The organism is Aquipseudomonas alcaligenes NBRC 14159 (genome assembly GCF_000467105.1).
GTDB classification, from domain to species: Bacteria; Pseudomonadota; Gammaproteobacteria; order Pseudomonadales; family Pseudomonadaceae; genus Aquipseudomonas; species Aquipseudomonas alcaligenes.
This window is the reverse complement of record NZ_BATI01000003.1, coordinates 24,865-47,881: the sequence shown is the minus strand read 5'-3', so window position 1 is coordinate 47,881 and position 23,017 is coordinate 24,865. Positions and strand designations below refer to the sequence as shown.

At 66.1% G+C, this 23,017-nt stretch carries 18 protein-coding genes; 9 read left to right on the top strand and 9 right to left on the bottom strand.

Going from position 1 to position 23,017, the window contains the following annotated elements; genetic code table 11:
- Positions 1-14: 14 nt before the first annotated feature.
- On the top strand, positions 15-1,160 hold the full coding sequence (locus PA6_RS01070; protein ID WP_021699005.1) for a PilT/PilU family type 4a pilus ATPase: 1,146 nt from the start codon (positions 15-17) through the stop codon (positions 1,158-1,160).
- Here PA6_RS01070 and PA6_RS01065 read toward each other — a convergent pair.
- Both PA6_RS01065 and PA6_RS01060 read right to left on the bottom strand, forming a co-directional pair.
- On the bottom strand, positions 1,114-1,998 hold the full coding sequence (locus PA6_RS01065) for a TIGR03915 family putative DNA repair protein (protein ID WP_021699004.1): 885 nt from the start codon (positions 1,996-1,998) through the stop codon (positions 1,114-1,116). The genes PA6_RS01070 and PA6_RS01065 overlap by 47 nt on opposite strands.
- Positions 1,998-3,209: a putative DNA modification/repair radical SAM protein gene (locus tag PA6_RS01060; RefSeq protein WP_021699003.1), complete on the bottom strand. Its 1,212-nt coding sequence runs from the start codon at positions 3,207-3,209 to the stop codon at positions 1,998-2,000. Before PA6_RS01060 ends, PA6_RS01065 begins: the two co-directional genes overlap by 1 nt.
- Before the next feature lie 148 nt (positions 3,210-3,357).
- Here PA6_RS01060 and PA6_RS01055 point away from each other — a divergent pair, with 148 nt between their 5' ends.
- Positions 3,358-3,756, top strand: coding sequence for an NINE protein (locus PA6_RS01055; protein WP_021699002.1), 399 nt, complete (start codon positions 3,358-3,360; stop codon positions 3,754-3,756).
- Positions 3,757-3,811: 55 nt separating this feature from the next.
- On the opposite strand, the gene PA6_RS01050 is transcribed toward PA6_RS01055, so the two are convergent.
- The 7 genes from PA6_RS01050 to gshB form a co-directional block, all read right to left on the bottom strand.
- Complete coding sequence (locus PA6_RS01050) at positions 3,812-5,083, bottom strand: dihydroorotase (RefSeq protein WP_021699001.1); 1,272 nt, start codon at positions 5,081-5,083, stop codon at positions 3,812-3,814.
- Positions 5,083-6,084, bottom strand: a complete 1,002-nt coding sequence (locus PA6_RS01045) for an aspartate carbamoyltransferase catalytic subunit (protein ID WP_021699000.1) — start codon at positions 6,082-6,084, stop codon at positions 5,083-5,085. The genes PA6_RS01050 and PA6_RS01045 overlap by 1 nt, the downstream gene beginning before the upstream one ends.
- Positions 6,085-6,093: 9 nt before the next feature.
- Positions 6,094-6,600, bottom strand: a complete 507-nt coding sequence (pyrR, locus tag PA6_RS01040; protein ID WP_021698999.1) for a bifunctional pyr operon transcriptional regulator/uracil phosphoribosyltransferase PyrR — start codon at positions 6,598-6,600, stop codon at positions 6,094-6,096.
- Between the two features lie 21 nt (positions 6,601-6,621).
- On the bottom strand, positions 6,622-7,047 hold the full coding sequence (ruvX, locus tag PA6_RS01035; RefSeq protein ID WP_021698998.1) for a Holliday junction resolvase RuvX: 426 nt from the start codon (positions 7,045-7,047) through the stop codon (positions 6,622-6,624).
- Positions 7,044-7,610, bottom strand: coding sequence for a YqgE/AlgH family protein (locus PA6_RS01030; RefSeq protein WP_021698997.1), 567 nt, complete (start codon positions 7,608-7,610; stop codon positions 7,044-7,046). Before PA6_RS01030 ends, ruvX begins: the two co-directional genes overlap by 4 nt.
- A 52-nt stretch (positions 7,611-7,662) precedes the next feature.
- The gene (locus tag PA6_RS01025) at positions 7,663-8,565 is read right to left on the bottom strand and encodes an energy transducer TonB (protein WP_021698996.1); all 903 of its coding nucleotides are present in this window, start codon (positions 8,563-8,565) and stop codon (positions 7,663-7,665) included.
- 87 nt (positions 8,566-8,652) lie between these two features.
- Positions 8,653-9,612, bottom strand: a complete 960-nt coding sequence (gene gshB / locus PA6_RS01020; RefSeq protein WP_021698995.1) for a glutathione synthase — start codon at positions 9,610-9,612, stop codon at positions 8,653-8,655.
- Between the two features lie 223 nt (positions 9,613-9,835).
- Between gshB and pilG the strand changes: the two genes are divergently transcribed.
- The 7 genes from pilG (at position 9,836) to PA6_RS00985 (ending at position 23,010) form a co-directional block, all read left to right on the top strand.
- Positions 9,836-10,243 (top strand): twitching motility response regulator PilG, encoded by a 408-nt coding sequence (pilG, locus tag PA6_RS01015; RefSeq protein ID WP_021698994.1) that lies wholly within the window; start codon positions 9,836-9,838, stop codon positions 10,241-10,243.
- 45 nt (positions 10,244-10,288) lie between these two features.
- On the top strand, positions 10,289-10,654 hold the full coding sequence (pilH, locus tag PA6_RS01010) for a twitching motility response regulator PilH (RefSeq protein WP_043216118.1): 366 nt from the start codon (positions 10,289-10,291) through the stop codon (positions 10,652-10,654).
- A gap of 47 nt (positions 10,655-10,701) precedes the next feature.
- Entirely contained in the window at positions 10,702-11,238 is a 537-nt protein-coding gene (locus PA6_RS01005) for a chemotaxis protein CheW (protein ID WP_021698992.1), read from the top strand.
- A gap of 83 nt (positions 11,239-11,321) precedes the next feature.
- Positions 11,322-13,364 carry a methyl-accepting chemotaxis protein gene (locus tag PA6_RS01000; RefSeq protein ID WP_021698991.1) on the top strand — a complete coding sequence of 681 codons (2,043 nt, stop codon included), beginning with the start codon at positions 11,322-11,324 and terminating at the stop codon, positions 13,362-13,364.
- Positions 13,365-13,432: 68 nt separating this feature from the next.
- Positions 13,433-14,296, top strand: a complete 864-nt coding sequence (locus PA6_RS00995; protein ID WP_043216132.1) for a CheR family methyltransferase — start codon at positions 13,433-13,435, stop codon at positions 14,294-14,296.
- Positions 14,297-14,318: 22 nt separating this feature from the next.
- The gene (locus PA6_RS00990; RefSeq protein ID WP_021698989.1) at positions 14,319-21,998 is read left to right on the top strand and encodes an Hpt domain-containing protein; all 7,680 of its coding nucleotides are present in this window, start codon (positions 14,319-14,321) and stop codon (positions 21,996-21,998) included.
- Positions 21,991-23,010: a chemotaxis protein CheB gene (locus PA6_RS00985; RefSeq protein WP_021698988.1), complete on the top strand. Its 1,020-nt coding sequence runs from the start codon at positions 21,991-21,993 to the stop codon at positions 23,008-23,010. Before PA6_RS00990 ends, PA6_RS00985 begins: the two co-directional genes overlap by 8 nt.
- Positions 23,011-23,017 lie beyond the last annotated feature (7 nt).

Here is a 23,017-nt window from a genome sequence, read left to right as displayed (position 1 = left end):
CACGGGCGGGAAAGATGGAATTTGAAAAGCTGCTGCGTCTGATGGTGGAGAAGGGTGGTTCCGACCTGTTCATCACCGCCGGCGTGCCTCCTTCGATGAAGGTCAATGGCAAGATCATGCCGGTGACCAAGAATCCCATGTCGCCGGAGCAGACCCGCGAGACGGTGCACTCGGTGATGAACGAGCAGCAGCGCCGCGAGTTCGCCGAGAAGCACGAGTGCAACTTCGCCATCAGCGCCCGTGGTATCGGCCGTTTCCGCGTCAGCGCCTTCTACCAGCGCAACCTGGCTGGCATGGTGCTGCGCCGTATCGAGACCAATATCCCGACCATCGACGACCTCAAGCTGCCCGAGGTGCTCAAGAAGCTGGCGCTGACCAAGCGCGGCCTGGTGCTGTTCGTTGGTGCCACCGGTACCGGCAAGTCCACCTCGCTGGCGGCGATGATCGGCTACCGCAACAAGAACACCAGCGGCCATATCATCTCCATCGAAGACCCGATCGAGTACATCCACCAGCACCAGAGCTGCATCGTCACCCAGCGTGAGGTCGGCATCGATACCGAATCCTTCGAGGTGGCGCTGAAGAACACCCTGCGCCAGGCGCCGGATGTGATCCTGATCGGCGAGATCCGTACCCGCGAGACCATGGACTATGCCGTGGCCTTCGCCGAAACCGGCCACCTGGCCCTGGCGACCCTGCACGCCAACAACGCCAACCAGGCGCTGGACCGCATCATCAACTTCTTCCCGCCGGACCGGCACAACCAGGTGTGGATGGACCTGTCGCTCAACCTCAAGGCCATCGTCGCCCAGCAACTGGTGCCGACCCCGGACGGCAAGGGCCGGCGTGCGGTGATCGAGGTGCTGATCAACACCCCGCTGGCCGCCGACCTGATCCGCAAGGGCGAGGTGCACGAGCTCAAGGGCCTGATGAAGCGCTCCACCGAGCTGGGCATGCAGACCTTCGACCAGGCGCTGTACAACCTCTACAGCCAGGGCGAGATCACCTACGAGGACGCCCTGCTGTACGCCGACTCGGCCAACGACCTGCGCCTGATGATCAAGCTGGGTTCGGAGACCGACGGCGAGCACCTCACCAGCATGAGCGAAGGCCTCAGCCTGCAGGTGAGCGAGGACGATCCGGGCCGGCGTTTCCGCTAGTTGCGGCGTCTTCCGCGCGCGGGCGAATCACCTTGCCGGCGCGCAGGCCGACGGCCAGCGCCTGGCCGTGGCGCTGTTCGCCGCTACGCGCCCGCTGCATCAGCTGCGGGATCAGCGGGCCCTCCGGCAGATTCTTCCAGAAGCGCACCGGCAGATTGTTCTCCAGCACGTCGCGATTCAGGCGCGCCGGGTTGAAGGTGCTCCCGTAGTAGGCCAGCCACAGCTGCTGGCCCCGATCATCCGGCGCCTGCGCCCATTGCTGCCACTGCGGTGGACAGCGCAGTTCGTGGCGTAGGCGCTGGCCATCCCAATACACCCCGTCATGCGGCGTGGCGATCAGCCAGCTGTGCTGGCCCATGCGCTCGGCGAAGTGGCTGCTGGCGCTGGCCAGGATGTCGTGGGCAGGTTCGTGCCAGGCGACGAAATCAGGGCCCTCGGCGTCCGCGCAGGGCTGGAAGCGCAGGAAGGCATGCAGGTGGTGGGCTTCGCGGCGCACGGCCTTGAGTCGTCGGTGCAGCTCGCTGCCGTCCGGATCACCGGCCAGCATGGCGTTCCGCTCGCCCCAACACACTCGCCACAGCACCCGATAGAGCAGGCTCCAGCGTTCCGCGCAGCGATAGCGCGCAGCCTGCTCCAGCAGCTCCAGCAACTGGCGCGGCACCCTGACCGGTACCTGGGCTGCTGGCGGCTCAGCGGGGGCGAGTGCGCGGGCGAACAGATCGTCGTCGGCGTCCTGCTCGCACCAGGTGATTTCCTGCGGCGCGATGCGCTGTGCCAGCAACTGGCGCGCGACCTGGCGCCAGCCGCTGAAGCTGCCGTCGAAACGGGCGCTGTGCATTACCAGAGCGCCATCTGTGCCGGCGTTTCGCTGAGTTGCCGGCGCAGGCTGTGCGACTCGCTTTCCTGCAGCGGCGGCCGGTAGTCCTGGGTGACGATAAAGGGCCTGGCCTTGTCCAGGGCGCAGCGCAGGCGGGTGACGTCCTCGTAGCGAATGCGCTTGTGCCGGCGCAGCTCCACCAGGCGCTTGGCGCTGAGCACGCCAATGCCGGGCACGCGCGCGATCAGGGCGGGCTCGGCGCGATTGAGGTCGACGGGGAAATGTTCGCGATGATTCAGCGCCCAGGCCAGCTTGGGGTCGATGTCCAGCGCCAGGTTGCCGGGGCCGCTGAGCAGTTCGCCGGCCGTGAAGCCGTAGCCGCGCAGGAGGAAATCGGCCTGGTACAGGCGGTGTTCGCGCAGCAGCGGCGGCGCCTCGAAAGGCACGCTCTTGGGGCTGTGCGGAATCGGGCTGAACGCCGAGTAGTAGACCCGGCGCAAGCGGTAGGCGCCGTACAGCGACTGTGCCGTGTGCAGGATGGTGCTGTCGTCGGTGGCGTCGGCGCCGACGATCATCTGCGTGCTCTGCCCGGCCGGGGCGAAGCGCGGGGCACGCTTTTCCACCCGCGCCTCGCTCTCGCCCTGGTGGATCGAGTGCATGGCCTGCTTGATGGTGCCCACCTGCTTCTCTGGCGCCAGGCGGATCAGGCTGCTCTCGGTGGGCAGCTCGATGTTGACGCTGAGGCGGTCGGCGTAGCGGCCGGCCTCGGCGATCAGCAGCGGGTCGGCGTCGGGGATGGTCTTCAGGTGGATATAGCCACGGAACTGGTGTTCCTCGCGCAGCAGCTTGGCCACGCGCACCAGCTGCTCCATGGTGTAGTCGGCGGAGCGGATGATGCCCGAGCTGAGGAACAGGCCGCTGATGCAGTTGCGCCGGTAGAAGTCGAGCGTCAGGGTGACGACTTCCTCGGGCGTGAAACGTGCGCGCGGTACGTCGCTGGAGCGGCGGTTGACGCAGTACTGGCAGTCGTACAGGCAGAAGTTGGTCAGCAGGATCTTCAGCAGCGCCACGCAGCGCCCGTCCGGCGTGAAACTGTGGCAGATGCCCATGCCGTTGGTCGCACCCAGCCCGCTCTTGCCCTTGGAGCTGCGCTTGGGGGCGCCGCTGCTGGCGCAGGACACGTCGTACTTGGCGGCATCGGCGAGAATGGTGAGCTTGTCGATCAACTGCATGGTGCAACTCGATAACTGTTTTTATATACAGTATTTCGCGAGGCCACGAGTCGCAAGACGGAAGTTGTAACGCAAGGGATTTCGCCCGCAGGGCAACCTTGCGTAGAGTGCGCGGTCAGTACAACGACGTTAATCGCAGGAGGCAGGCATGCAACGACAGGACACGCACAGCAAGGTCATCGGTTATCTGCTGTGGATATTCGGCTTTCTCGGCGCCCACCGCTTCTACTATGGCAAGCCGGTGACCGGGACCATCTGGTTCTTCACCCTGGGCCTGTTTTTCATCGGCTGGATCATCGACCTGTTCCTGATCCCGAGCATGGACCGCGAGGCGGACCTGCGCTTCACCGCCGGCGACACCGACTACAACGTGGCCTGGATACTGCTGACCTTCCTCGGCGTGTTCGGTGTCCATCGCATGTACCAGGGCAAGTGGATCACCGGGGTCATCTACCTGTTCACCGGGGGCCTGTTCCTGCTCGGCGTGCTCTATGACTTCTGGACGCTGAACACCCAGGTCTCGATCAAGAACGCCTCGCGCGCCTGAATCAGGACAAAAGAAAAAGCCCGCCGATTGGCGGGCTTTTTTGTGCTCGGGCGGTTCAGCTCTGGTAGCTGATGCGCCCGTCGACCAGGGTGTAGCGTACCTGGCCGGGCAGGCAGTGGCCGATGAACGGACAGTTTCCGCCCTTCGAGCGCCAGGTCTCGCCGGCCAGGGTCTGGCCTGCGGCGTCGAACAGCGTGATGTCGGCCGGCGCGCCCACGGCCAGGCGTCCGGCGGGCAGGCGCAGGGCCTTGGCCGGGCCGTTGGTGAGACGGGCGAGCAGGGTCGGCAGGTCGAGCAGGCCGTCCTGCACCAGGGTCAGCGCCAGCGGCAACAGCAGCTCGGCGCTGCTGATGCCTGGCTCGGTGGCGCCAAAGGGTGCCAGCTTGGCATCCGCCTCGTGCGGCTGGTGGTGGCTGGCGATGGCGCCGATCACCCCGGCCTTGACGGCCTGGCGCAGGCCGTCACGGTCGAACGCGGTGCGCAGCGGCGGCTGCACGTGGTAGAGGCTGGAGAAGCCGAGCAGCGCCTCGTCGGTGAGGATCAGCTGGTACATCGCCACGTCAGCGGTCACCGGCAGGCCGCGGGCCTGGGCGCTGGCGATCATCTCGGCGCCGCGGGCGCTGGTGATCTGGCTGAAGTGGGCGCGCACGCCGCTCTGCTCGACCAGCAGCAGGTCACGGGCCAGGGCCACGGTCTCGGCGGTTTCCGGGATGCCGGCCAGGCCGAGGAAACTGGCGGTGGCACCTTCGTGGGCCAGGCCGCCGGCGGCCAGGTCGGCGTCCTGGGCGTGGAACACCACGGTCAGGTCGAAGGTGGCGGCGTACTCCAGGGCGCGGCGCAGGTTGCGGTTGCCCGCCAGCGGCGCCAGGCCGTTGCCGAAGGCCACGCAGCCGGCGTCGCGCAGGGCGACCAGTTCGGCCAGCTGCTCGCCGGCGAGATTCTTGGTCAGCGCGCCAATCGGGAACACCTTGGTGTGCCCGGCTTCCTGGGCACGATCGAGGATCAGTTCGGCCACAGCCGGGGTGTCCAGCACCGGCTTGGTCAGCGGCGGGCAGCACAGGCTGGTGACGCCGCCGGCAGCGGCCGCCAGGGTCTCGCTGGCGATATTGCCCTTGCGACTGTAGCCCGGCTCGCGCAGGGCCACCGACAAGTCGACCAGGCCGGGGCTGGCGATCAGGCCGCGGGCGTCGATGTCCTGGTCGGCGACGAAGCCGGCCGGCGCCTGGTCGAAGGCGGCGAGCTTGCCGCCGTCCAGATAGAGGTCGCGGACCTGGTCCAGGCCGCTGGCCGGGTCGATCACCCGGGCTCCGAGGATTCGGCTACGCATCAGTTCTGCTCCTCGGCATTCAGTTGACGCTGGGCGGCCTGGCCGCTCATGGCCATCGACAGCACGGCCATGCGGATGGCGATGCCGTAGGTGACCTGGTTGAGGATCACCGACTGCGGACCGTCGGCCACCGCCGACTCGATTTCCACGCCGCGGTTGATCGGCCCCGGGTGCATCACCAGGGCATCCGGCTTGGCCAGCTTGAGGCGTTGCTCGGTCAGGCCGTAGAGCTTGTAGAACTCGCCTTCGCTGGGCAGCAGGCCGCCCTGCATGCGCTCGCGCTGCAGGCGCAGCATGATCACCACGTCGACGTCCTTGAGGCCTTCGCTCAGGTTGTGGTGCACGCTGACGCCGTAATGCTCGATGCCGATCGGCAGCAGGGTCTTCGGTCCGATCACGCGGATGTCCGGACAACCCAGCGTTTTCAAGGCCAGCATGTTCGAGCGCGCCACCCGCGAATGCAGGATATCGCCGACGATCGCCACCGAGAGGTTCTCGAAGCTGCCCTTGTGCCGGCGAATGGTCAGCATGTCGAGCATGCCCTGGGTCGGGTGCGCGTGGCGGCCGTCGCCGCCGTTGATGATCGCCAGATCCGGGCACACGTGCTCGGCGATGAAGTGCGCGGCGCCGGAGTCGGCATGGCGCACGACGAAGATGTCGGCGGCCATGGCTTCGAGGTTGCGCAGGGTGTCGAACAGCGTCTCGCCCTTGCTGGTCGAGCTGGTCGACACGTTGAGGCTGATCACGTCGGCCGACAGGCGCTGGGCGGCCAGCTCGAAGGTGGTGCGGGTGCGTGTGGAGTTCTCGAAGAACACATTGCACACGGTCTTGCCGCGCAGCAGCGGGACCTTCTTCACCGCGCGGGCGCCGACTTCGAGGAAGGAGTCGGCGGTGTCGAGGATTTCCGTCAGCAGCTCGCGGGGCAGGCCGTCGAGCGAGAGGAAGTGGCGCAGCTGGCCCTGGTCGTTGAGCTGCAGCGAGCGCTTGGCGTCGATGGGCATGGGGTATTCCTAGGCGGAAAGGCTTTGCAGCTCGAGGGTGAGCGGCGCGGGGCCGGACAATTTTACCCGTTGCTCGGGGGCCAGGGCGAGGGTGGCGCCGAGCACGTCGGCGTGGATCGGCAGCTCGCGGGCATCCAGGTCGAGCAGGCTGACCAGGGTCACGCTGGCCGGGCGGCCGTAGTCGAACAGTTCGTTGAGGGCGGCGCGGATGGTGCGCCCGCTCATCAGCACGTCGTCGATCAGCACCAGGTGCTGGTCCTCGATCTCGAACGGCAGCTGCGAGGGCTTGACCTGCGGGTGCAGGCCGCTGCGGGTGAAGTCATCGCGGTAGAAGGACACGTCCAGGGTGCCCAGCGGCTGGTCCAGGCCCAGCTCGCGCAGCAGGGCCTCGGCGACCCACACACCGCCGGTGCGGATGCCGATTAAGTGGGCCTGGGCCACGCCGCGGCGCGCCAGCAGTGCCTTGAGGTCGGCGGCCATGCGCGGCAGCAGCTGTTGGGGATCGGGCAGGTTCATCGGCAGTCCTCGCAATCGTTCCTAAAGGTTCTGTTCCAGCCAGCCTTCCAGCAGCAGGGCGGCGGCCAGGGCGTCCACCGGGCGCTCGCGATAGCCGCCGCGCTGGCCCTGGGCCAGGCGCTGGCCCTTGGCCTCGAAGGTGGTCAGGCGCTCGTCGTGGGTGTGCACCGGCAGGTTGAAGCGGCCGTTGAGGCGGCGGGCGAACTTCTCGGCACGCTCGCTCATCTCGCTCTTGGTGCCGTCCATGTTCAGCGGCAGGCCGACGACGATGGCGTCCGGCTGCCACTCCTTGATCAGCGCCTCGACCTTCTGCCAGTCCGGCACACCGTTCTGCGCCTTGAGCACGCACAGCTCGCGGGCCTGGCCGGTAATGGCCTGGCCGACGGCGACGCCGATCTGCTTGGTGCCGTAGTCGAAGCCCAGCAGCAGGCGCGGTGTGGCACTCATGCGTGGCCGGCCTGGGCGGTGAGCAGGCTGAGGTTGATCCCTAAGCGCGCGGCGGCGGCCGACAGTCGCTGGTCGAAGGGGGTGTCGAAGAGGATGGCGCTGTCGGCCGGGCAGGTCAGCCAGGCGTTGTCGGCCAGCTCGGTCTCCAGCTGACCGGCTTCCCAGCCAGCGTAGCCAAGGGTGATCAGGTGTCTGGCCGGGCCATTGCCGTCGGCGATGGCGAACAGCGCGTCCTGCGAGGTGGACAGGGCCAGTTCGCCCAGCTCCAGGGTGGCCTGGAAGCTGTGTCCGCTCGGATGCAGGACGAAGCCACGGTCGGTCTGCACTGGCCCGCCGGCGAAGATCGGCAGGCTCTGGCAGAGGGCGGGTGGCGGCTCGTCCGGGCGCAGCTGCTCCAGCACATCGGCCAGGTTGAGACCGTTGGGGCGGTTGATCACCAGGCCCATGGCGCCCTGTTCGTTGTGCTCCACCAGGTAGGTGACGGTCTGCGCGAAGTTCGGATCGGCCATGTGCGGCATGGCGATCAGGAAGTGATGCTTGAGATAGCTGGGAGCGGTTTTCATGGCCGCTAGTTTCGACCCTGGCGGCGCCGGCTTCAAGCGTGCGATGCGCGCACTAGTTGCTGGACAGACGGTCGCCGCGCTCGAAGCGCCAGGTGCGGATGATCTCCAGGCGGTCGATGTCTGCCAGGTCGCCGGTGAAGGGGGCGAAGGGCGCAGCCAGGCGCACGATGCGCAGGGCGGCCTGGTCCAGCACCTGCTGGCCGGAGGATTCGAGGACCTGCACCTCGTACAGGGTGCCGTCGCGGTTGATCGACACCAGCATGCGCAGGCTGCCGTAGATGCGCTGGCGACGGGCTTCCTCGGGGTAGTTGAGGTTGCCGACGCGCTCGACCTTCTTGCGCCACTCGTCCTTGTACCAGGCACCCTTGTCACGCATGGTCGAGGCGGCGTTGAGGCGATGGATCTTCGGGCGCTTGGCGTAGAGCTGCTGCTCCTGCGCCAGTTGCGCCTCCAGGCTGGCGATCTCGGCCGACAGCTGGGTGGTGTCGAAGATCGGCGCCTGCTGGGCGTCGGGCTGCGGCTCTTCTTCCTTCTGTTTGGTCGGCGCCTTCTGCGGCTGCGGCTTGCTGGTGGTCAGCGAGGTCTTGGTCGCGACGGCCTCCTTGCGCTGGGTCGGCTGCGGCGCGGCGGCCGGGGTGACCTTGTTCACCTTGCTGTCCTGGAACGGCGCCTGCTCGGTGGTCTTGGGCGCTGCCTTGTGCTCCAGGGTGCCGCTGCCCTGCTGGTTGTCCTGGGCGAGGAAATCCGCCTCCTTGGGCTTTTCCTCGCTCTTGAAGGTGGACAGGGTGATTTCCAGGGTCTTGCTGATCTGTCCGGGCTTGGCCAGGGTGAAGCTGACGCCGAGGATCAGCGCCAGGTGCAGCAGGGTGGCGACGAACAGGGTGAAGCCCAGGCGATCCGCAGGGCGGATGCCGGAGCTGGTCAGTTCGGCTGGAGGTTTCAGTGCTGCATTCATCGGACTGGGGCGCAAATCGAATTGCCGCGCAGTCTGCCGGCTAGAGCCGGGCGCCTGCAAGCCGCAAGCGCCAAGCTGCCACCTGGATCAAGCTTTGCGCGCGGCAAGCTTGGCCTCGATGGCATCCATCAGGCGCTCGCCTATGCGGGTGTCGAAGGCCTTGTCGATTTCGCGGATGCAGGTCGGGCTGGTCACGTTGATCTCGGTCAGGTGCTCGCCGATCACGTCCAGGCCGACGAACAGCAGGCCCTTCTCGCGCAGCGTCGGGCCTATTTCGGCGGCGATCCAGCGGTCACGCTCGGTCAATGGGCGTGCCTCGCCACGGCCGCCGGCGGCCAGGTTGCCGCGCGTCTCGCCCTGGGCCGGGATGCGTGCCAGGCAGTAGGGCACCGGTTCACCGTCTATCATCAGGATGCGCTTGTCGCCGTCTTTGATCGCCGGCAGGTAGCCCTGCGCCATGATCTGCTGGGTGCCGTGGGCGGTGAGGGTCTCGAGGATGACCGAGAGGTTGGGGTCGCCGGCTCGGTGGCGGAAGATCGAGGAACCGCCCATGCCATCCAGGGGTTTGAGAATGATGTCACGCTGCGCTTCGGCAAACTCGCGCAGAATGTCGACCCTGCGGCTGACCAGCGTAGGTGGCATGCAGTGAGGGAACTGGGTGGCGAACAGCTTCTCGTTGCAGTCGCGCAGGCTCTGCGGGCGGTTGACCACCAGTACGCCGTCGCGTTCGGCCTGCTCCAGTAAGTAAGTGGAGTAGACGAACTCGTTGTCGAAGGGCGGATCCTTGCGCATCAGGATCACATCCAGGTCGGCCAGTGGCGCGTCCTTTTCCTCTTCCAGTTCGAACCAGCGCTGTGGGTCGTTGAAGACAGTCAATGCGGCCATCCGGGCGCGGGCCTGGCCGGCGCTCTGATAGAGGTCGCGCTGTTCCATGTAGAACAGCGACCAGCCGCGGGCCTGGGCAGCCAGGAGCATGGCCAGCGAGCTGTCCTTCTTGAAGTTGATCTGGGCGATGGGATCCATGACGATCCCCAGGCGAATGCTCATGGGGTGAAACCTGCTTCAAGTGGGGCGAAGAGAGACGCAAGGGTGGCGCCGCAGGGCGCCGCCGGTCAAGAAAAACCCCGAGTATTAGGGGCTTATAGATTGCATCAGGAGAGTGTGCTAAAAAGTCCGGACGATCGGGTCGCAGCCCGTAGTGTTACGGCCTCAGCCACACTGTGCTGTATAGATAAAACAAATGACTCACCGAGGCGATGGTAGGGCAGACATGGAACAGCATTCCGAGGGTTTGAAGGTCATGGTGATCGACGATTCGAAAACGATTCGTCGCACCGCCGAGACTCTGCTGAAGAAGGTGGGTTGCGAGGTCATCACTGCGGTGGACGGCTTCGATGCGCTGGCCAAGATCGCCGACACGCATCCGAGCATTATCTTTGTCGACATCATGATGCCGCGCCTCGACGGCTATCAGACCTGCGCCCTGATCAAAAACAACAGTGCTTTCAAATCCACCCCGGTGATCATGCTGTCCTCCAAGGACGGCCTGTTCGACAAGGCCAAGGGGCGCATTGTCGGGTCCGACCAGTACCTGACCAAGCCTTTCAGCAAGGAAGAGCTGCTCGGCGCCATCAAGGCGCATGTGCCCGAATTCGTCCCGGTGGAGCAAGCCTCCTGATAGCCGGCCACAAGCCGGCGATGCCTATTCCGAATGGGGAACTTCATGGCTCGTATTCTGATTGTTGATGACTCGCCGACCGAGATGTACAAGCTGACCGCCATGCTCGAGAAGCATGGTCATCAGGTACTCAAGGCGGAGAATGGTGCCGACGGCGTAGCGCTGGCGCGCCAGGAAAAGCCCGACGCGGTGCTGATGGATATCGTCATGCCCGGTCTCAATGGCTTCCAGGCGACCCGTCAGCTGACCAAGGACGCCGAAACCAGCCACATCCCGGTGATCATCGTGACCACCAAGGACCAGGAAACCGACAAGGTCTGGGGCAAGCGCCAGGGCGCGCGTGACTACCTGACCAAACCGGTTGACGAAGACACGCTGATGAAGACCCTCAACGCGGTGCTGGCCGGCTAACGCCGCGCCAGTCCGTAGCCACATAAGAAGAACAGACCAAGGTCGGCATGTCGGACGCGCAATCTCCCTTCCAGCTCCTCGTCGCTCTCGACCAGCGTTGCCGTACGCTGGCTGCCGGTTTGCCGTCGCAGCAGCAGACGGTACAGACCTGGAGTGGCATCGGTTTCCGCATGGGCGAGCGCTATTTCGTGGCGCCCATGGGCGAAGTCGGCGAAGTGCTGCACGAGCCACGTCATACGCTGTTGCCAGGTGTGAAGAACTGGGTCAAGGGCGTGGCCAACGTGCGTGGTCGCCTGCTGCCGGTGATGGATCTCTGCGGCTTCTTCGGTGGCGAACTGTCGCCCCTGCGCAAGCAGCGCCGGGTTCTGGTGGTGGACCACAATGAAGTGTTCGCCGGCCTGACGGTCGACGAGGTGTTCGGCATGCAGCACTTCCCGGTTGATACCTTCTCCGAGCAGTTGCCGCCCCTCGAGGCCGCGATTGCTCCGTTCATCCATGGGGTGTTCCAGCGCGAACGTCCCTGGCTGGTGTTCAGCCCGCATGCGCTGGCTCAGCACCAGGGCTTTCTCGACGTGGCGGTATAAGCTTTTCGGTTGGGTCGGCACTTGTCGGCCCTTTGGCGTTACATGGAAATCGTTGTGCGGTCGGTCCAGGCGGGGGCCAAATAATGAAAAAACTCGATGCAGGCAATCTCTTGGCAGGTGTGCGCAGTAACACGCTGATCGCCGGACTCTTCGTGGTCCTGATCATTTCCATCGTGTTGCTGTTCGCCAACTTCGCCTACCTCAACACCCAGTCGGGCTACGACAAGGAATACATCAGCCACGCGGGCGAACTGCGCGTCCTGTCCCAGCGTATCGCGAAGAACGCCACCGAAGCGGCGACCGGCAAGGCCGAAGCCTTCCCGCTGCTCAAGGAAGCGCGTCGTGACTTCGAAGAGCGCTGGGGTTTCCTGACCAAGGGCAACGAGGCCAGCGGTCTGCCGGCTGCCCCCGAGTCGGTCAAGGCGCAGATGGATGAGGTGCAGAAGGACTGGGACGTGCTGCGGCAGAACGCCGACGCCATCCTGCAGAGCGAACAGACCGTACTGTCGCTGCACCAGGTAGCCGCGACCCTCGCCGAAACCATTCCGCAGCTGCAGGTCGAGTACGAGGAAGTCGTCGACATCCTGCTGCAGAGCGGTGCGCCTGCCGCTCAGGTCTCTGTTGCCCAGCGTCAGTCGCTGCTGGCCGAACGTATCCTAGGCTCGGTGAACAAGGTGCTGGCCGGTGACCAGGACTCGGTGCAGGCCGCCGACATGTTCGGTCGTGACGCTAGCCTGTTCGGTCGCGTGCTCAAGGCGATGATCGAAGGCAACAGCGCCATGGAGATCTCCAAGGTGACCGACGAAGACGCCCTGGAGCGTCTGGCCGAGATTTCCGAGCTGTTCCAGTTCGTTTCCGGTTCGGTGGACGAGATTCTGGAAACCTCTCCGGAACTGTTCCAGGTCCGTGAATCCGCCAACACCATCTTCACCGGCTCGCAAACCCTGCTGGACAAGACCTCCGGTCTGGCCACCGAGTTCGAGAACCTGGCCGACGGCCGTTACTTCAACACCATTGCCGGTTATGTGCTGGGTGCCCTGGCACTGGCCTCGATCATCCTCATCGGTCTGGTAATGGTGCGCGAGACCAACCGTCGACTGACCTCCACCGCCGAGAAGAACGAACGTAACCAGGCGGCGATTCTGCGACTGCTCGACGAAATTGCCGACCTCGCCGACGGTGACCTGACCGTGGCCGCGACCGTAACCGAGGACTTCACCGGTGCGATCGCGGACTCCATCAACTACTCCATCGACCAGCTGCGCGACCTGGTAGCGACGATCAACCAGACCGCCGTGCAGGTGGCCGCCGCCGCCCAGGAAACCCAGGCTACCGCGATGCACCTGGCCGAGGCTTCCGAGCACCAGGCCCAGGAAATCGCCGGCGCCTCTGCGGCGATCAACGAAATGGCCGTGTCGATTGACCAGGTATCGGCGAACGCCGCGGAATCCTCCGCGGTAGCGGAACGTTCCGTAGCCATCGCCAACAAGGGTAACGAGGTGGTGCACAACACCATCACCGGCATGGATAACATCCGTGAGCAGATCCAGGACACCTCGAAGCGGATCAAGCGCCTCGGTGAGTCGTCCCAGGAGATCGGTGACATCGTTAGCCTGATTAACGACATTGCCGACCAGACCAACATCCTCGCACTGAACGCCGCGATCCAGGCATCCATGGCCGGTGACGCCGGTCGAGGCTTCGCCGTGGTAGCGGACGAAGTACAGCGCCTCGCGGAACGTTCCGCCGCCGCGACCAAGCAGATCGAGGCACTGGTTAAGACCATTCAGACCGACACCAACGAAGCGGTTATCTCCATGGAGCAGACCACCTCCGAAGTGGTGCGTGGTGCCCGTCTGGCGCAGGACGCCGGTGTGGCCCTGGAAGAGATCGAGAAGGTATCCAAGACCCTCGCGGCCTTGATCCAGAACATCTCCAATGCCGCCCGTCAGCAGGCTTCGTCGGCCGGCCACATCTCCAACACCATGAACGTGATTCAGGAGATCACCTCGCAGACCTCCGCAGGTACCACCGCTACCGCCAAGAGCATTGGTAACCTGGCCAAGATGGCCAGTGAGATGCGTCGTTCGGTATCCGGCTTCACCCTGCCGGACGGCCAGGCCTGATCTAGGGAGGTGCAGCGGCCTGAGAGGGTCGCTGCCCGGGGCATTCGGCCATGAGCGAGGGGCACGGCATGCAGCCAAGCGGCGTCTGGGCCTTGAAGCCTCTGGCCGACATGTCGCAGGCGGAGTTTCGCGACTGGCAGGCCCTGCTGGAAGAGCGTACCGGCGTGGTGATCAACGAGCAGCGCCGGGCCTTTCTGCAGACCAACCTGACCGCGCGTATGCGTGAACTGGGCGTCGGCGACTACGCCAGCTACTTCCGCCAGGTCACCGACGGCCCGCGTGGCGCGGTGGAGTGGTCGACCCTGCTGGACCGTCTGACCGTGCAGGAGACCCGTTTCTTCCGCCACCGCCCGTCCTTCGAGGTGCTGGAGAGTTACCTGCGCGGCCGCCTGGCCACCGATGAACAGCAACACCCTCTGGCCCTGTGGAGCGTTGGCTGCTCCAGCGGCGAGGAGCCCTACTCGATGGCGATCTGCGCTGCCGAGGTGCTGCGCGAGCTGGGTAGCGAGCGGCAGTTCGGCGTCACCGGAACCGACATCAGTCTGAATGTGTTGAACAAGGCGCGCGAGGCGGTCTACAGCGCGCGCAAGCTGGAACAGATGGACAGCGACCTGTGCGAGCGCTACTTCCTCGCCCAGGCCGATGGTCGTTATCAAGTGGTGCCTGACCTGGTGGCGCGTGTCTGCGTCGCCCGGTTGAATGTGCTGGAACTGGCCAAGGCGCCACAGTCCGGCATGGACGTAATCTTTTGCCAGAACCTGCTGATCTATTTCCGCCGCTGGCGTCGCCGCGAAATCCTCAACCGCCTGGCCGAGCGCCTGGCGCCGGGGGGAATGCTGGTGGTCGGGGTTGGGGAAGTGGTCGGTTGGCAGCATCCGGACCTGGTGCCGGTGGCCGACGAGCGGGTTCTGGCGTTCACCCGCAAGGGCTAAGACAAGAATGACTGGAGCAGGTATGGGTGATCGGCACGACTATGTCGCCCTGGAGTGGGTCAAAGGCGAAATCGCGGAGACCCTGAAGCAGGCCCGCCAGGCCCTGGAGGCGTTCGTCGAGAACCCCCAGGATGCCACGCGCATGCGTTTCTGCCAGACCTACGTGCACCAGGTCCACGGCACTCTGCAGATGGTCGAGTTCTACGGCGCGGCCCTGCTCGCCGAAGAAATGGAGCAGCTGACCCAGGCTCTTCTGGATGGCCGCGTCGGCAATCAGAACGAGGCCCTGGAAGTGCTGATGCAGGCCATCCTGCAGCTGCCGGCCTACCTTGACCGCATCCAGAGTGCGCGTCGCGACCTGCCGATGGTCGTACTGCCACTGCTCAACGATCTGCGCGCCGCGCGCGGCGAGAACCTGCTGTCGGAAACCAGCCTGTTCTCCCCGGACCTGTCCGGCCGCCTGCCGGCACTGTCGTTAGATTCCCTGGACAAACTGCGCACCGCCGAACTGCCGGTGCTGTTGCGCAAGCTGCGGCAGATGCTTCAGATGGCCCTGGTCGGCGTGATCCGCAGCCAGGACCTGGCCACCAACCTGGGCTATATGGCACGCGTCTTCGCCCGTCTCGAGACCCTGTGCAAGGAGGCGCCGCTCGGCCCGTTGTGGCAGATCGCCTCCGGCATGGTCGAGGGCCTGGCCAATGGCAGCGTGGTCAACAGCGCCTCGGTGCGTACCCTGCTGCGCCAGGTGGACAAGGAGCTCAAGCGCCTGGTCGACCAGGGCGCCGACGGCATCAACCAGCCCGCTCCGGACGAACTGACCAAGAACCTGCTGTTCTATGTGGCCAAGGCGCCGGCGCAGTCGCCGCGTATCCGCGCCCTCAAGGAACAGTACCGTCTCGACGACGCCCTGCCCGACAGCGGCGTGGTCGACGAAGAGCGCGCGCGCCTGGCCGGTCCCGACCGCGACGCCATGCGCTCGGTGGTGGGCGCCCTGTGCGAGGAGCTGGTGCGGGTCAAGGACAGCCTCGACCTGTTCGTGCGCAGCGACCGCAAGCAGGTGGCCGAGCTGGATGCCCTGCTGGCGCCGCTCAAGCAGATCGCCGATACCCTGGCGGTGCTCGGCTTTGGCCAGCCGCGCAAGGTGATCCTCGACCAGATCGACGTGGTACATGCTCTGTCCCTCGGCCAGCGTGAGCCGAACGACGCGGTGCTGATGGATGTGGCCGGCGCGCTGCTGTATGTCGAGGCCACCCTGGCCGGCATGGTCGGCCCCGGCGATGATGCGCAGAACGAACAGAGCCACCTGCCCACCACCGACGTGGCGCAGATTCACCAGCTGGTGATCAAGGAGGCGCGTACCGGCTTGGAGCAGGCCAAGGACGCGATCATCGAGTTCATCGCCTCGCAGTGGAACCATGAACACCTGGCCCGTGTGCCGGAGCTGCTGACCCAGGTCCGCGGTGGTCTGGCGATGATTCCGCTGGCCCGCGCCGCCGACCTGCTGAAGGCTTGCACCCGCTATATCGAAGAGCAGTTGCTGGTGCGCAAGGCCGTGCCCAACTGGCAGAACCTCGACACCCTGGCCGACGCCATCACCAGCGTCGAGTACTACCTGGAGCGTCTGGCCGAAGACCACGCGACTCAGGGCGACCTGATCCTCGACGTCGCCGAGGAAAGCCTGGAAAGCCTGGGCTACCCGCTCAAGGAGAAGCCCTCGATCCTCGATCGCATCGAGCCGCGCGAGGAAGCACCGGCACCGTTGGTCGACCCGCTGCAGGACATCGAGGTGCTGGCTGCCGAGGAAATCGCCTTCGAGCCGCTGGCCGAAGAGCAGCCGCTGGCGCTGGAAGAGCTGCCGGCGCTGGCGAGCGACGAGCTGAGCAGCGAATTTGCCGAGCTGCCGGTCGATGCCGGCGAACTGCTGGTCTCCGACGACAACTGGAGCTTGGGCGAGACCGTTGAAGACGGCGCTTCCGGCCTGGACCTGAGCCTCGATGCACCACTCGAGCTGGCCAGCCTGGATGATTTGCAGCCGCTCAGCGCCGAACCGAGCCTGGCCAGCGAATCGACCGAGTTTCTGCTCGGCGAGGAGCTGCCAAGCCTGGGTGAAGAACCGGCCGAGGAATTGAACCTCGACAGCACGCCGAGCAACTGGGACGAGCTGGAGATTGCCGATCTCGAACTGCCGGAAGTCGAGCTGCCGAGTGCCCCGGTCGAGCCGGAGCCGGCTCCGGTGGCGGTCGAGCGGCCGCTGACCATGGCTGAGGTGATGGCTGCGCCCGTGCAGGCCATCAACCCGCCGGCCCAGGACGTCCCGCCGACCCTGCTGCCGCCGCCCGCCGACGAAGAGCCGGTGGACGAAGACCTGCTCGAAGTATTCATCGAGGAGGCCGGTGAGGTCCTCGAGACCATCAACGAATACCTGCCGCAGTGGCGTGCCGACACCGACAACAAGGAAGCGCTGACCGAAGTGCGGCGCGCCTTCCACACCCTCAAGGGCAGTGGCCGCATGGTCCGCGCGCTGATCATCGGCGAGCTGGCCTGGTCGATCGAAAACATGCTCAACCGCGTGCTGGATCGCAGCATCCAGCCCGACCAGTTGGTGCAGCAGGTGATCGCCGATGTGGTCGAGCTGATGCCGGCGCTGGTCGATGAGTTCGCAGCCAAGGCCCAGCGCCAGCGCGATGACGTCGATCGCCTGGCCGCCGCCGCGCATGCCCTGGCCCGTGGTCAGGTGCCGAATCTTGCTAGCGTGCCGCCGCAGGCCGAGTTACAGAGCGAGCCGGCGGCTGAGCCGGCCCCGCAAGAGGACGACGAAGCGGCCCTGGAGATCGAACTCGAGGCGGTAGCGCCGGTCGCGGCGGCTGCGCTCGTCGAGGACGATGGTCTTGACCCCTTGCTGCTGGAAATCTTCCGCAACGAGGCCGAAACCCATCTGGATACCCTGGTCGGCTTCCTTGCCGACTGCGCCCAGGAACTGCCGCAGCCGGTGACCGATGACCTGCAGCGTGCCCTGCATACCCTCAAGGGCAGTGCGCACATGGCCGGCATCCTGCCGATCGCCGAGATCGCCACGCCGCTGGAGAAGCTGGTCAAGGAGTTCAAGACCAACCTGATCGCCATGGACCTGGCCGAGGCCGAGCTGCTGCGCGATGCCGAACAGCTGTTCCGCGCCGGCCTCGAGCAGCTGGAAAGCCAGCCGCTGGCGCCCATTGCTGGTGCCGCGGAGTTCCTCGAGCGGGTGCAGAAACTGCATCACAGCCGTCTGGACAGCGCCGAGAGTGCGCGTCTGGAAGAGCAGGACCATCGCGATCCGCAGCTGATCTCGATCTTCCTCGCCGAAGGCATGGACATCCTGCTGGACGCCGAAGACCTGCTGCGCAAATGGCGTGAGCACCCCAGCGAGCAGCAGGAACTGTCCGCGCTGCTGGAGGAGCTGACCATGCTCGGCCGTGGCGCCGAGATGGCTGAGTTGCCGCAGATCAGCGAACTGTGTCAGGTCCTGCTGGCCCTCTACCAGGCGGTGCTGGATGGTCGCCTGGCCGTCAGTGAGCACTTCTTCAGCGAGGCCGAGGCCGCCCACGAAGCGCTGATCGGCCAGATGGATCAGGTTGCCGCCGCCCTGCAGGTCAGCCCGCAGCCCGAGCGCGTGGCGGCCTTGCGCAACCTGCTGGACCAGGCGCTCGACCCCGCCACCCTGGCGCTGCTCGACACCGATAGCGTTAGCGGTCTGGAAGTCGTGGAGCTGGAGGAGCTGCCAGCCGAGCCTGAGCCGGTAGCGGCCGTCGAGCCGGAGCCTGAGCCGGAACCTGTTGCAGCGACCACGCCGGAGCCGGTCGTGACGCTGTCCAGCATGCCGGAGAACCTCGACGCCGAGATGGTGGAGATCTTCCTGGAGGAAGCCGTCGACATCCTCGACAGCGCCGGCCAGGCTCTCGACCGCTGGCTGTCCGATCCGGACAGCACCCTGGCGTTGTCGTCCCTGCAACGCGACCTGCACACCCTCAAGGGTGGCGCGCGCATGGCCGAGATCCGTGCCATTGGTGACCTCGCGCACGAACTGGAATCCCTTTACGAAGGCCTGGTGGATCGCCGCTTCAGCTACTCGCCGGCGTTGGCCGGCCTGCTGCAGCAGAGCCATGACCGTCTGGCCGTGGTGCTGGAGCAACTGCAACGCAACCAGCCGCTGCTCGATTCGACGGAGTTGATCGACGCGATCCGCTCCTTTCGCCAGGGCGGCACGCTAGCCGCGCCGAGTGTCTCGGCCCCGCAGGAAAGCCCGCAGCCGGCTCCCGCCGCCGAAGCGGCCGCACAGCCGACAGGGCCTGAGTCGATGGAAATCGACCTCGGTGAACTGGCCGAGGTGGAGTTCGTCGCCCCGCAGCCGGATGAGCTGGCGGAACTGCATATCGAGACGCTGGCGCAGCCGGAACAGGCGCTGCCGGCCGAGATGCCGGCGCTGAGCGCGGATCAGTGGCACCTGGACGATTCGTTGCCGGCCCTGGGCGCCGAGCTGCTCGATGAGCAGCCGACCAGTCCGGCCGAGCCGTCGGAAGAAGCGTCGATGGAAATCGACCTCGGCGAGCTGCCGGGCGTCGACTTTGTCGCGCCGCAGCCCGATGAACTGCCCGAACTGCATATCGAAACCGCCGCGCAGGTCGAGGAAGAGCTGCCGAGCGAACTGCCGGCGCTGAGCTCGGACGAGTGGCACCTGGACGAGTCGCTGCCGGCCCTTGGCGCCGAGGATCTGCAGCCGCTTGCCGAGGAGCTGCCGACGCTCGACGCTGCCGAGCCCGAGCCCGAGCCCGAGCCCGAGCCCGAGCCCGAGCCCGAGCCCGCACCTGTGACTGCGCCGGTTGCTGCCGCGCCGGCCCCGGTGGTCGATCGCGACCCGGAACTGGTGGAAATCTTCCTTGAGGAAGGCTTCGACATCATTGACAGCGCCTCTGCCGCCCTGCAGCGCTGGATGACCGATGTCGACAACACCCTCGAAGTGGAATCGCTGCAGCGCGACCTGCACACCCTCAAGGGTGGCGCGCGCATGGCCGAGATTCGCGAGATCGGCGATCTGGCCCACGAGCTGGAGTTCCTCTACGAGGGCGTCGGCGACGGTCGCCTGAAGGCCAACGGCGACCTGTTCGGTGTGCTGCAGGCCTGCCACGACCGTCTCTCCGAGATGCTCGACGCGGTACGCGGCAATCGCGCGATCCCCGACGGGCTGGCGCTGATCGAAACCATCAAGCGTTTCCGCGCCAACCCCGATGCCCAGCTCAGCATGCCCACCAGCGTGCATCTGCAGCCGGTGCAGGAGGAGGCCGAGGCAGACGGCGAGAACGACGAGATCCTCGACATCTTCCTCGAGGAAGGTGACGACCTGCTGGAAGCCATGGAAGCTGCCGTCGGTCGCTGGGAGGCCAACCGCGAGGACGGCTCCGCCATCGACGAACTGCTGCGCATTCTGCACACCCTCAAGGGTGGTGCCCGCCTGGCCGGGCAGAAGCGCCTGGGCGATCTCAGCCATGACCTCGAGCAACACCTGACCGAGGCCCAGCAGCAGGGCGCACCCTGGCCGGAGAGCCTGTTCCTCGATGTGCAGTCGGCTTTCGAGGGCCTGCAGAAGGAACTCGACCAGCTGCGCAGGCGCCTCGATGATCATCATGTGGCCGAGGATCAGGCCGCTCCCGCGGAGCAGCCGCAGGCCGCCGAGCCGCAGCCGGCGCCGGTAGCGCTGGCCGTGCCGCTGGTGGCTGCCAGCAGCCAGCCGCAGCAACAGCAACAGAACCAGGTGCTGCCGTTCGTCCAGCGCGCCGCCGAGGCCGCTGCCCGTGCCGCCGCCCAGCGTGCGCCGCAGGAACTGGTCAAGGTGCCTGCCGAGCTGCTCGAAGGCCTGGTCAACCTGGCCGGTGAGACCTCGATCTTCCGTGGTCGGGTCGAGCAGCAGGTGAGCGACGTCGGCTTCACCCTTGGCGAGATGGAGGCGACCATCGAGCGGGTGCGCGATCAGCTGCGCCGCCTCGATACCGAGACCCAGGCGCAGATCCTCAGCCGCTATCAGGCCGAGGCCGAGCGCGCCGGTTACGAAGACTTCGACCCGCTGGAGATGGACCGCCACTCGCAGCTGCAGCAGCTGTCCCGTGCGCTGTTCGAGTCCGCCTCCGACTTGCTCGACCTCAAGGAAACCCTGGCGGCGAAGAACCGTGACGCCGAAACCCTGCTGCTGCAGCAGGCGCGGGTCAACACCGAGCTGCAGGAAGGCCTGATGCGCACGCGCATGGTGCCCTTCGATCGCCTGGTGCCGCGTCTGCGCCGGATCGTCCGCCAGGTGGCCGGCGAGCTGGGCAAGCAGGTCGAGTTCCACGTCGGCAACGCCGACGGCGAGATGGACCGTACCGTACTGGAACGTATCGTCGCGCCGCTGGAACACATGCTGCGCAACGCCGTCGACCACGGCATCGAGCCGGCCGACAAGCGTCGTGCCGCCGGCAAGTCCGAGGTCGGCAATATCCGCCTGAGTCTCGGTCGCGAGGGTGGCGACATCCTGCTGGTGCTGGCCGACGACGGTGGCGGCATTCGCCGCGACGCGGTACGGCGCAAGGCCATCGAGCGTGGCCTGATGGACGAGAACAGCGATCTGTCGGACCATGAAGTGCTGCAGTTCATCCTCGAAGCCGGCTTCTCCACCGCCGAGAAGGTCACGCAGATCTCCGGTCGCGGTGTCGGCATGGACGTGGTGCACTCCGAGGTCAAGCAGCTCGGCGGCTCGATGAGCATCGAGTCCACCGTCGGCGAAGGCACACGCTTCCTCATTCGCCTGCCGTTCACCGTGTCGGTCAACCGCGCGCTGATGGTGATGTCCGGCGAGGACTTCTACGCCATCCCGCTGAACACCATCGAAGGTATCGTGCGGGTCTCGCCGTACGAACTGGAGGCCTACTACGGTCCGGATGCGCCGCGCTTCGAATACGCCGGCCAGGCCTACGAACTGAAATACCTCGGCGACCTGCTGAACAACGGCCAGCAACCCAAGCTGGTCGGCCAGAGCCTGCCGTTGCCGGTGATCCTGGTGCGCTCCAGCGAGCACGCCGTGGCGGTGCAGGTAGATGCCCTGGCGGGCTCCCGCGAGATCGTGGTGAAGAGCCTCGGCCCGCAGTTCGCCAGCGTGCACGGCATCTCCGGTGCGACCATCCTCGGTGACGGTCGCGTGGTGGTGATTCTCGACCTGCTGGCGACCATTCGCGTGCGCCATGCCCTTCAGCTCAACCAGGTCCAGGCCCCGCGTCTGGCCAGCCAGACCGCGGTGGCGAACGAGGTCGACAGCACGCGGCCAACCCTGGTCATGGTGGTGGACGACTCGGTCACCGTGCGCAAGGTGACCAGCCGCCTGCTGGAGCGCAACGGCATGAACGTGCTGACCGCCAAGGACGGGGTCGACGCCATCGCCCAGCTGCAGGAGCACAAGCCGGACATCATGCTGCTGGACATCGAGATGCCGCGCATGGACGGCTTCGAAGTGGCCACCCTGGTGCGCCACGACGAGCGCCTGAAGGACCTGCCGATCATCATGATCACCTCGCGTACCGGCGAGAAGCACCGCGAGCGGGCCATGGCCATCGGCGTCAACGAATACCTGGGCAAGCCGTACCAGGAGTCGGACCTGCTGGAAAATATCCTGAAACTGGTCAAGGACAAGGCCAATGGCTGACAGAACTGCTGCTCGTATTGCGGTCATCGCCGACACCTCGCTGCAGCGCCACGTGCTGCAGCAGGCGCTGTCCGGCAGCGGCTACCAGGTAGTACTCAACAGTGATCCGGCGCGCCTCGACGAGGCGGCGCTGGCCGACTGCGAAACCGATCTGTGGCTGGTGGACCTGGCCCAGTCGGAAGACTCACCGCTGGTCGACAACCTCCTGGAAAAGGCCAGTGCCCCGGTGCTGTTCGGCGAGGGCCATGCCCCGGAACGGCACTCGGAGAACTACCCGCGCTGGGAGCGCCGCCTGTTCGGCAAGCTCAAGCGGCTGGTCGGTGATCCGGCGCAGGCCGTCGGCCCCAGCCTGGAAGCCCTGCTGGCCGAGGCGCAGCGCCCCAACCGTCTGGAGCTGCCGGCTGCGTTGGCCGGCACACCGCTGGTGGCCGGCGAGCCCGCCAGGCAGGTGTGGCTGCTGGCCGCCTCGCTCGGTGGCCCGGCGGCGGTCAAGGAGTTCCTCGACGCGCTGCCCGGCGGTCTGCCGATCGGCTTCATCTACGCCCAGCACATCGACGCCGCCTTCGAGACGGCGCTGCCGCAGGCCGTCGGCCGCCACAGCCAGTGGCACGTCAACCCGGCGCGTCACGGCGATGCCGTGCGTTGCGGTGAAGTGGTGGTGGCGCCAATCGCCCATGAACTGGGCTTTGCCGAAGATGGCAGCATGCAGGTGGCCGACCGCGGCTGGCCGGAGCCCTACAGCCCGTCCATAGACCAGATGATGCTCAACCTGGCCCAACAATACGGGGCCCACTGCGGTGTGATCGCGTTTAGCGGCATGGGCAGCGACGGCAGTGCCGCCGCCGCCTACGTGCGTCGCCAGGGTGGCGTAATCTGGACCCAGAAGGCCGACAGCTGTGCCTGCCCGAGCATGCCCGACAGCCTGCGCGAGGGCGGCTACAGCGCTCTCAGCGGCGACCCGCGCGAGCTGGCCGCCGCCCTGGTCAATCATCTGGCCGAGCAGTGCCAGTAACGGCCTC

Bases quoted from the DNA above. Each gene is read 5' to 3' on its own strand.
- pilG (WP_021698994.1), top strand. From the start codon at position 9,836: ATGGAACAGCATTCCGAGGGTTTGAAGGTCATGGTGATCGACGATTCG.
- PA6_RS01030 (WP_021698997.1), bottom strand. From the start codon at position 7,610: ATGAAAACCGCTCCCAGCTATCTCAAGCATCACTTCCTGATCGCCATG.
- pyrR (WP_021698999.1), bottom strand. From the start codon at position 6,600: ATGAACCTGCCCGATCCCCAACAGCTGCTGCCGCGCATGGCCGCCGAC.
- PA6_RS00990 (WP_021698989.1), top strand. From the start codon at position 14,319: ATGGGTGATCGGCACGACTATGTCGCCCTGGAGTGGGTCAAAGGCGAA.
- pilH (WP_043216118.1), top strand. From the start codon at position 10,289: ATGGCTCGTATTCTGATTGTTGATGACTCGCCGACCGAGATGTACAAG.
- PA6_RS01045 (WP_021699000.1), bottom strand. From the start codon at position 6,084: ATGCCCATCGACGCCAAGCGCTCGCTGCAGCTCAACGACCAGGGCCAG.
- PA6_RS01055 (WP_021699002.1), top strand. From the start codon at position 3,358: ATGCAACGACAGGACACGCACAGCAAGGTCATCGGTTATCTGCTGTGG.
- PA6_RS01025 (WP_021698996.1), bottom strand. From the start codon at position 8,565: ATGAATGCAGCACTGAAACCTCCAGCCGAACTGACCAGCTCCGGCATC.
- PA6_RS00985 (WP_021698988.1), top strand. From the start codon at position 21,991: ATGGCTGACAGAACTGCTGCTCGTATTGCGGTCATCGCCGACACCTCG.
- PA6_RS01060 (WP_021699003.1), bottom strand. From the start codon at position 3,209: ATGCAGTTGATCGACAAGCTCACCATTCTCGCCGATGCCGCCAAGTAC.
- ruvX (WP_021698998.1), bottom strand. From the start codon at position 7,047: ATGAGTGCCACACCGCGCCTGCTGCTGGGCTTCGACTACGGCACCAAG.
- PA6_RS01000 (WP_021698991.1), top strand. From the start codon at position 11,322: ATGAAAAAACTCGATGCAGGCAATCTCTTGGCAGGTGTGCGCAGTAAC.
- PA6_RS01065 (WP_021699004.1), bottom strand. From the start codon at position 1,998: ATGCACAGCGCCCGTTTCGACGGCAGCTTCAGCGGCTGGCGCCAGGTC.
- PA6_RS01050 (WP_021699001.1), bottom strand. From the start codon at position 5,083: ATGCGTAGCCGAATCCTCGGAGCCCGGGTGATCGACCCGGCCAGCGGC.
- PA6_RS01070 (WP_021699005.1), top strand. From the start codon at position 15: ATGGAATTTGAAAAGCTGCTGCGTCTGATGGTGGAGAAGGGTGGTTCC.
- PA6_RS00995 (WP_043216132.1), top strand. From the start codon at position 13,433: ATGCAGCCAAGCGGCGTCTGGGCCTTGAAGCCTCTGGCCGACATGTCG.
- gshB (WP_021698995.1), bottom strand. From the start codon at position 9,612: ATGAGCATTCGCCTGGGGATCGTCATGGATCCCATCGCCCAGATCAAC.
- PA6_RS01005 (WP_021698992.1), top strand. From the start codon at position 10,702: ATGTCGGACGCGCAATCTCCCTTCCAGCTCCTCGTCGCTCTCGACCAG.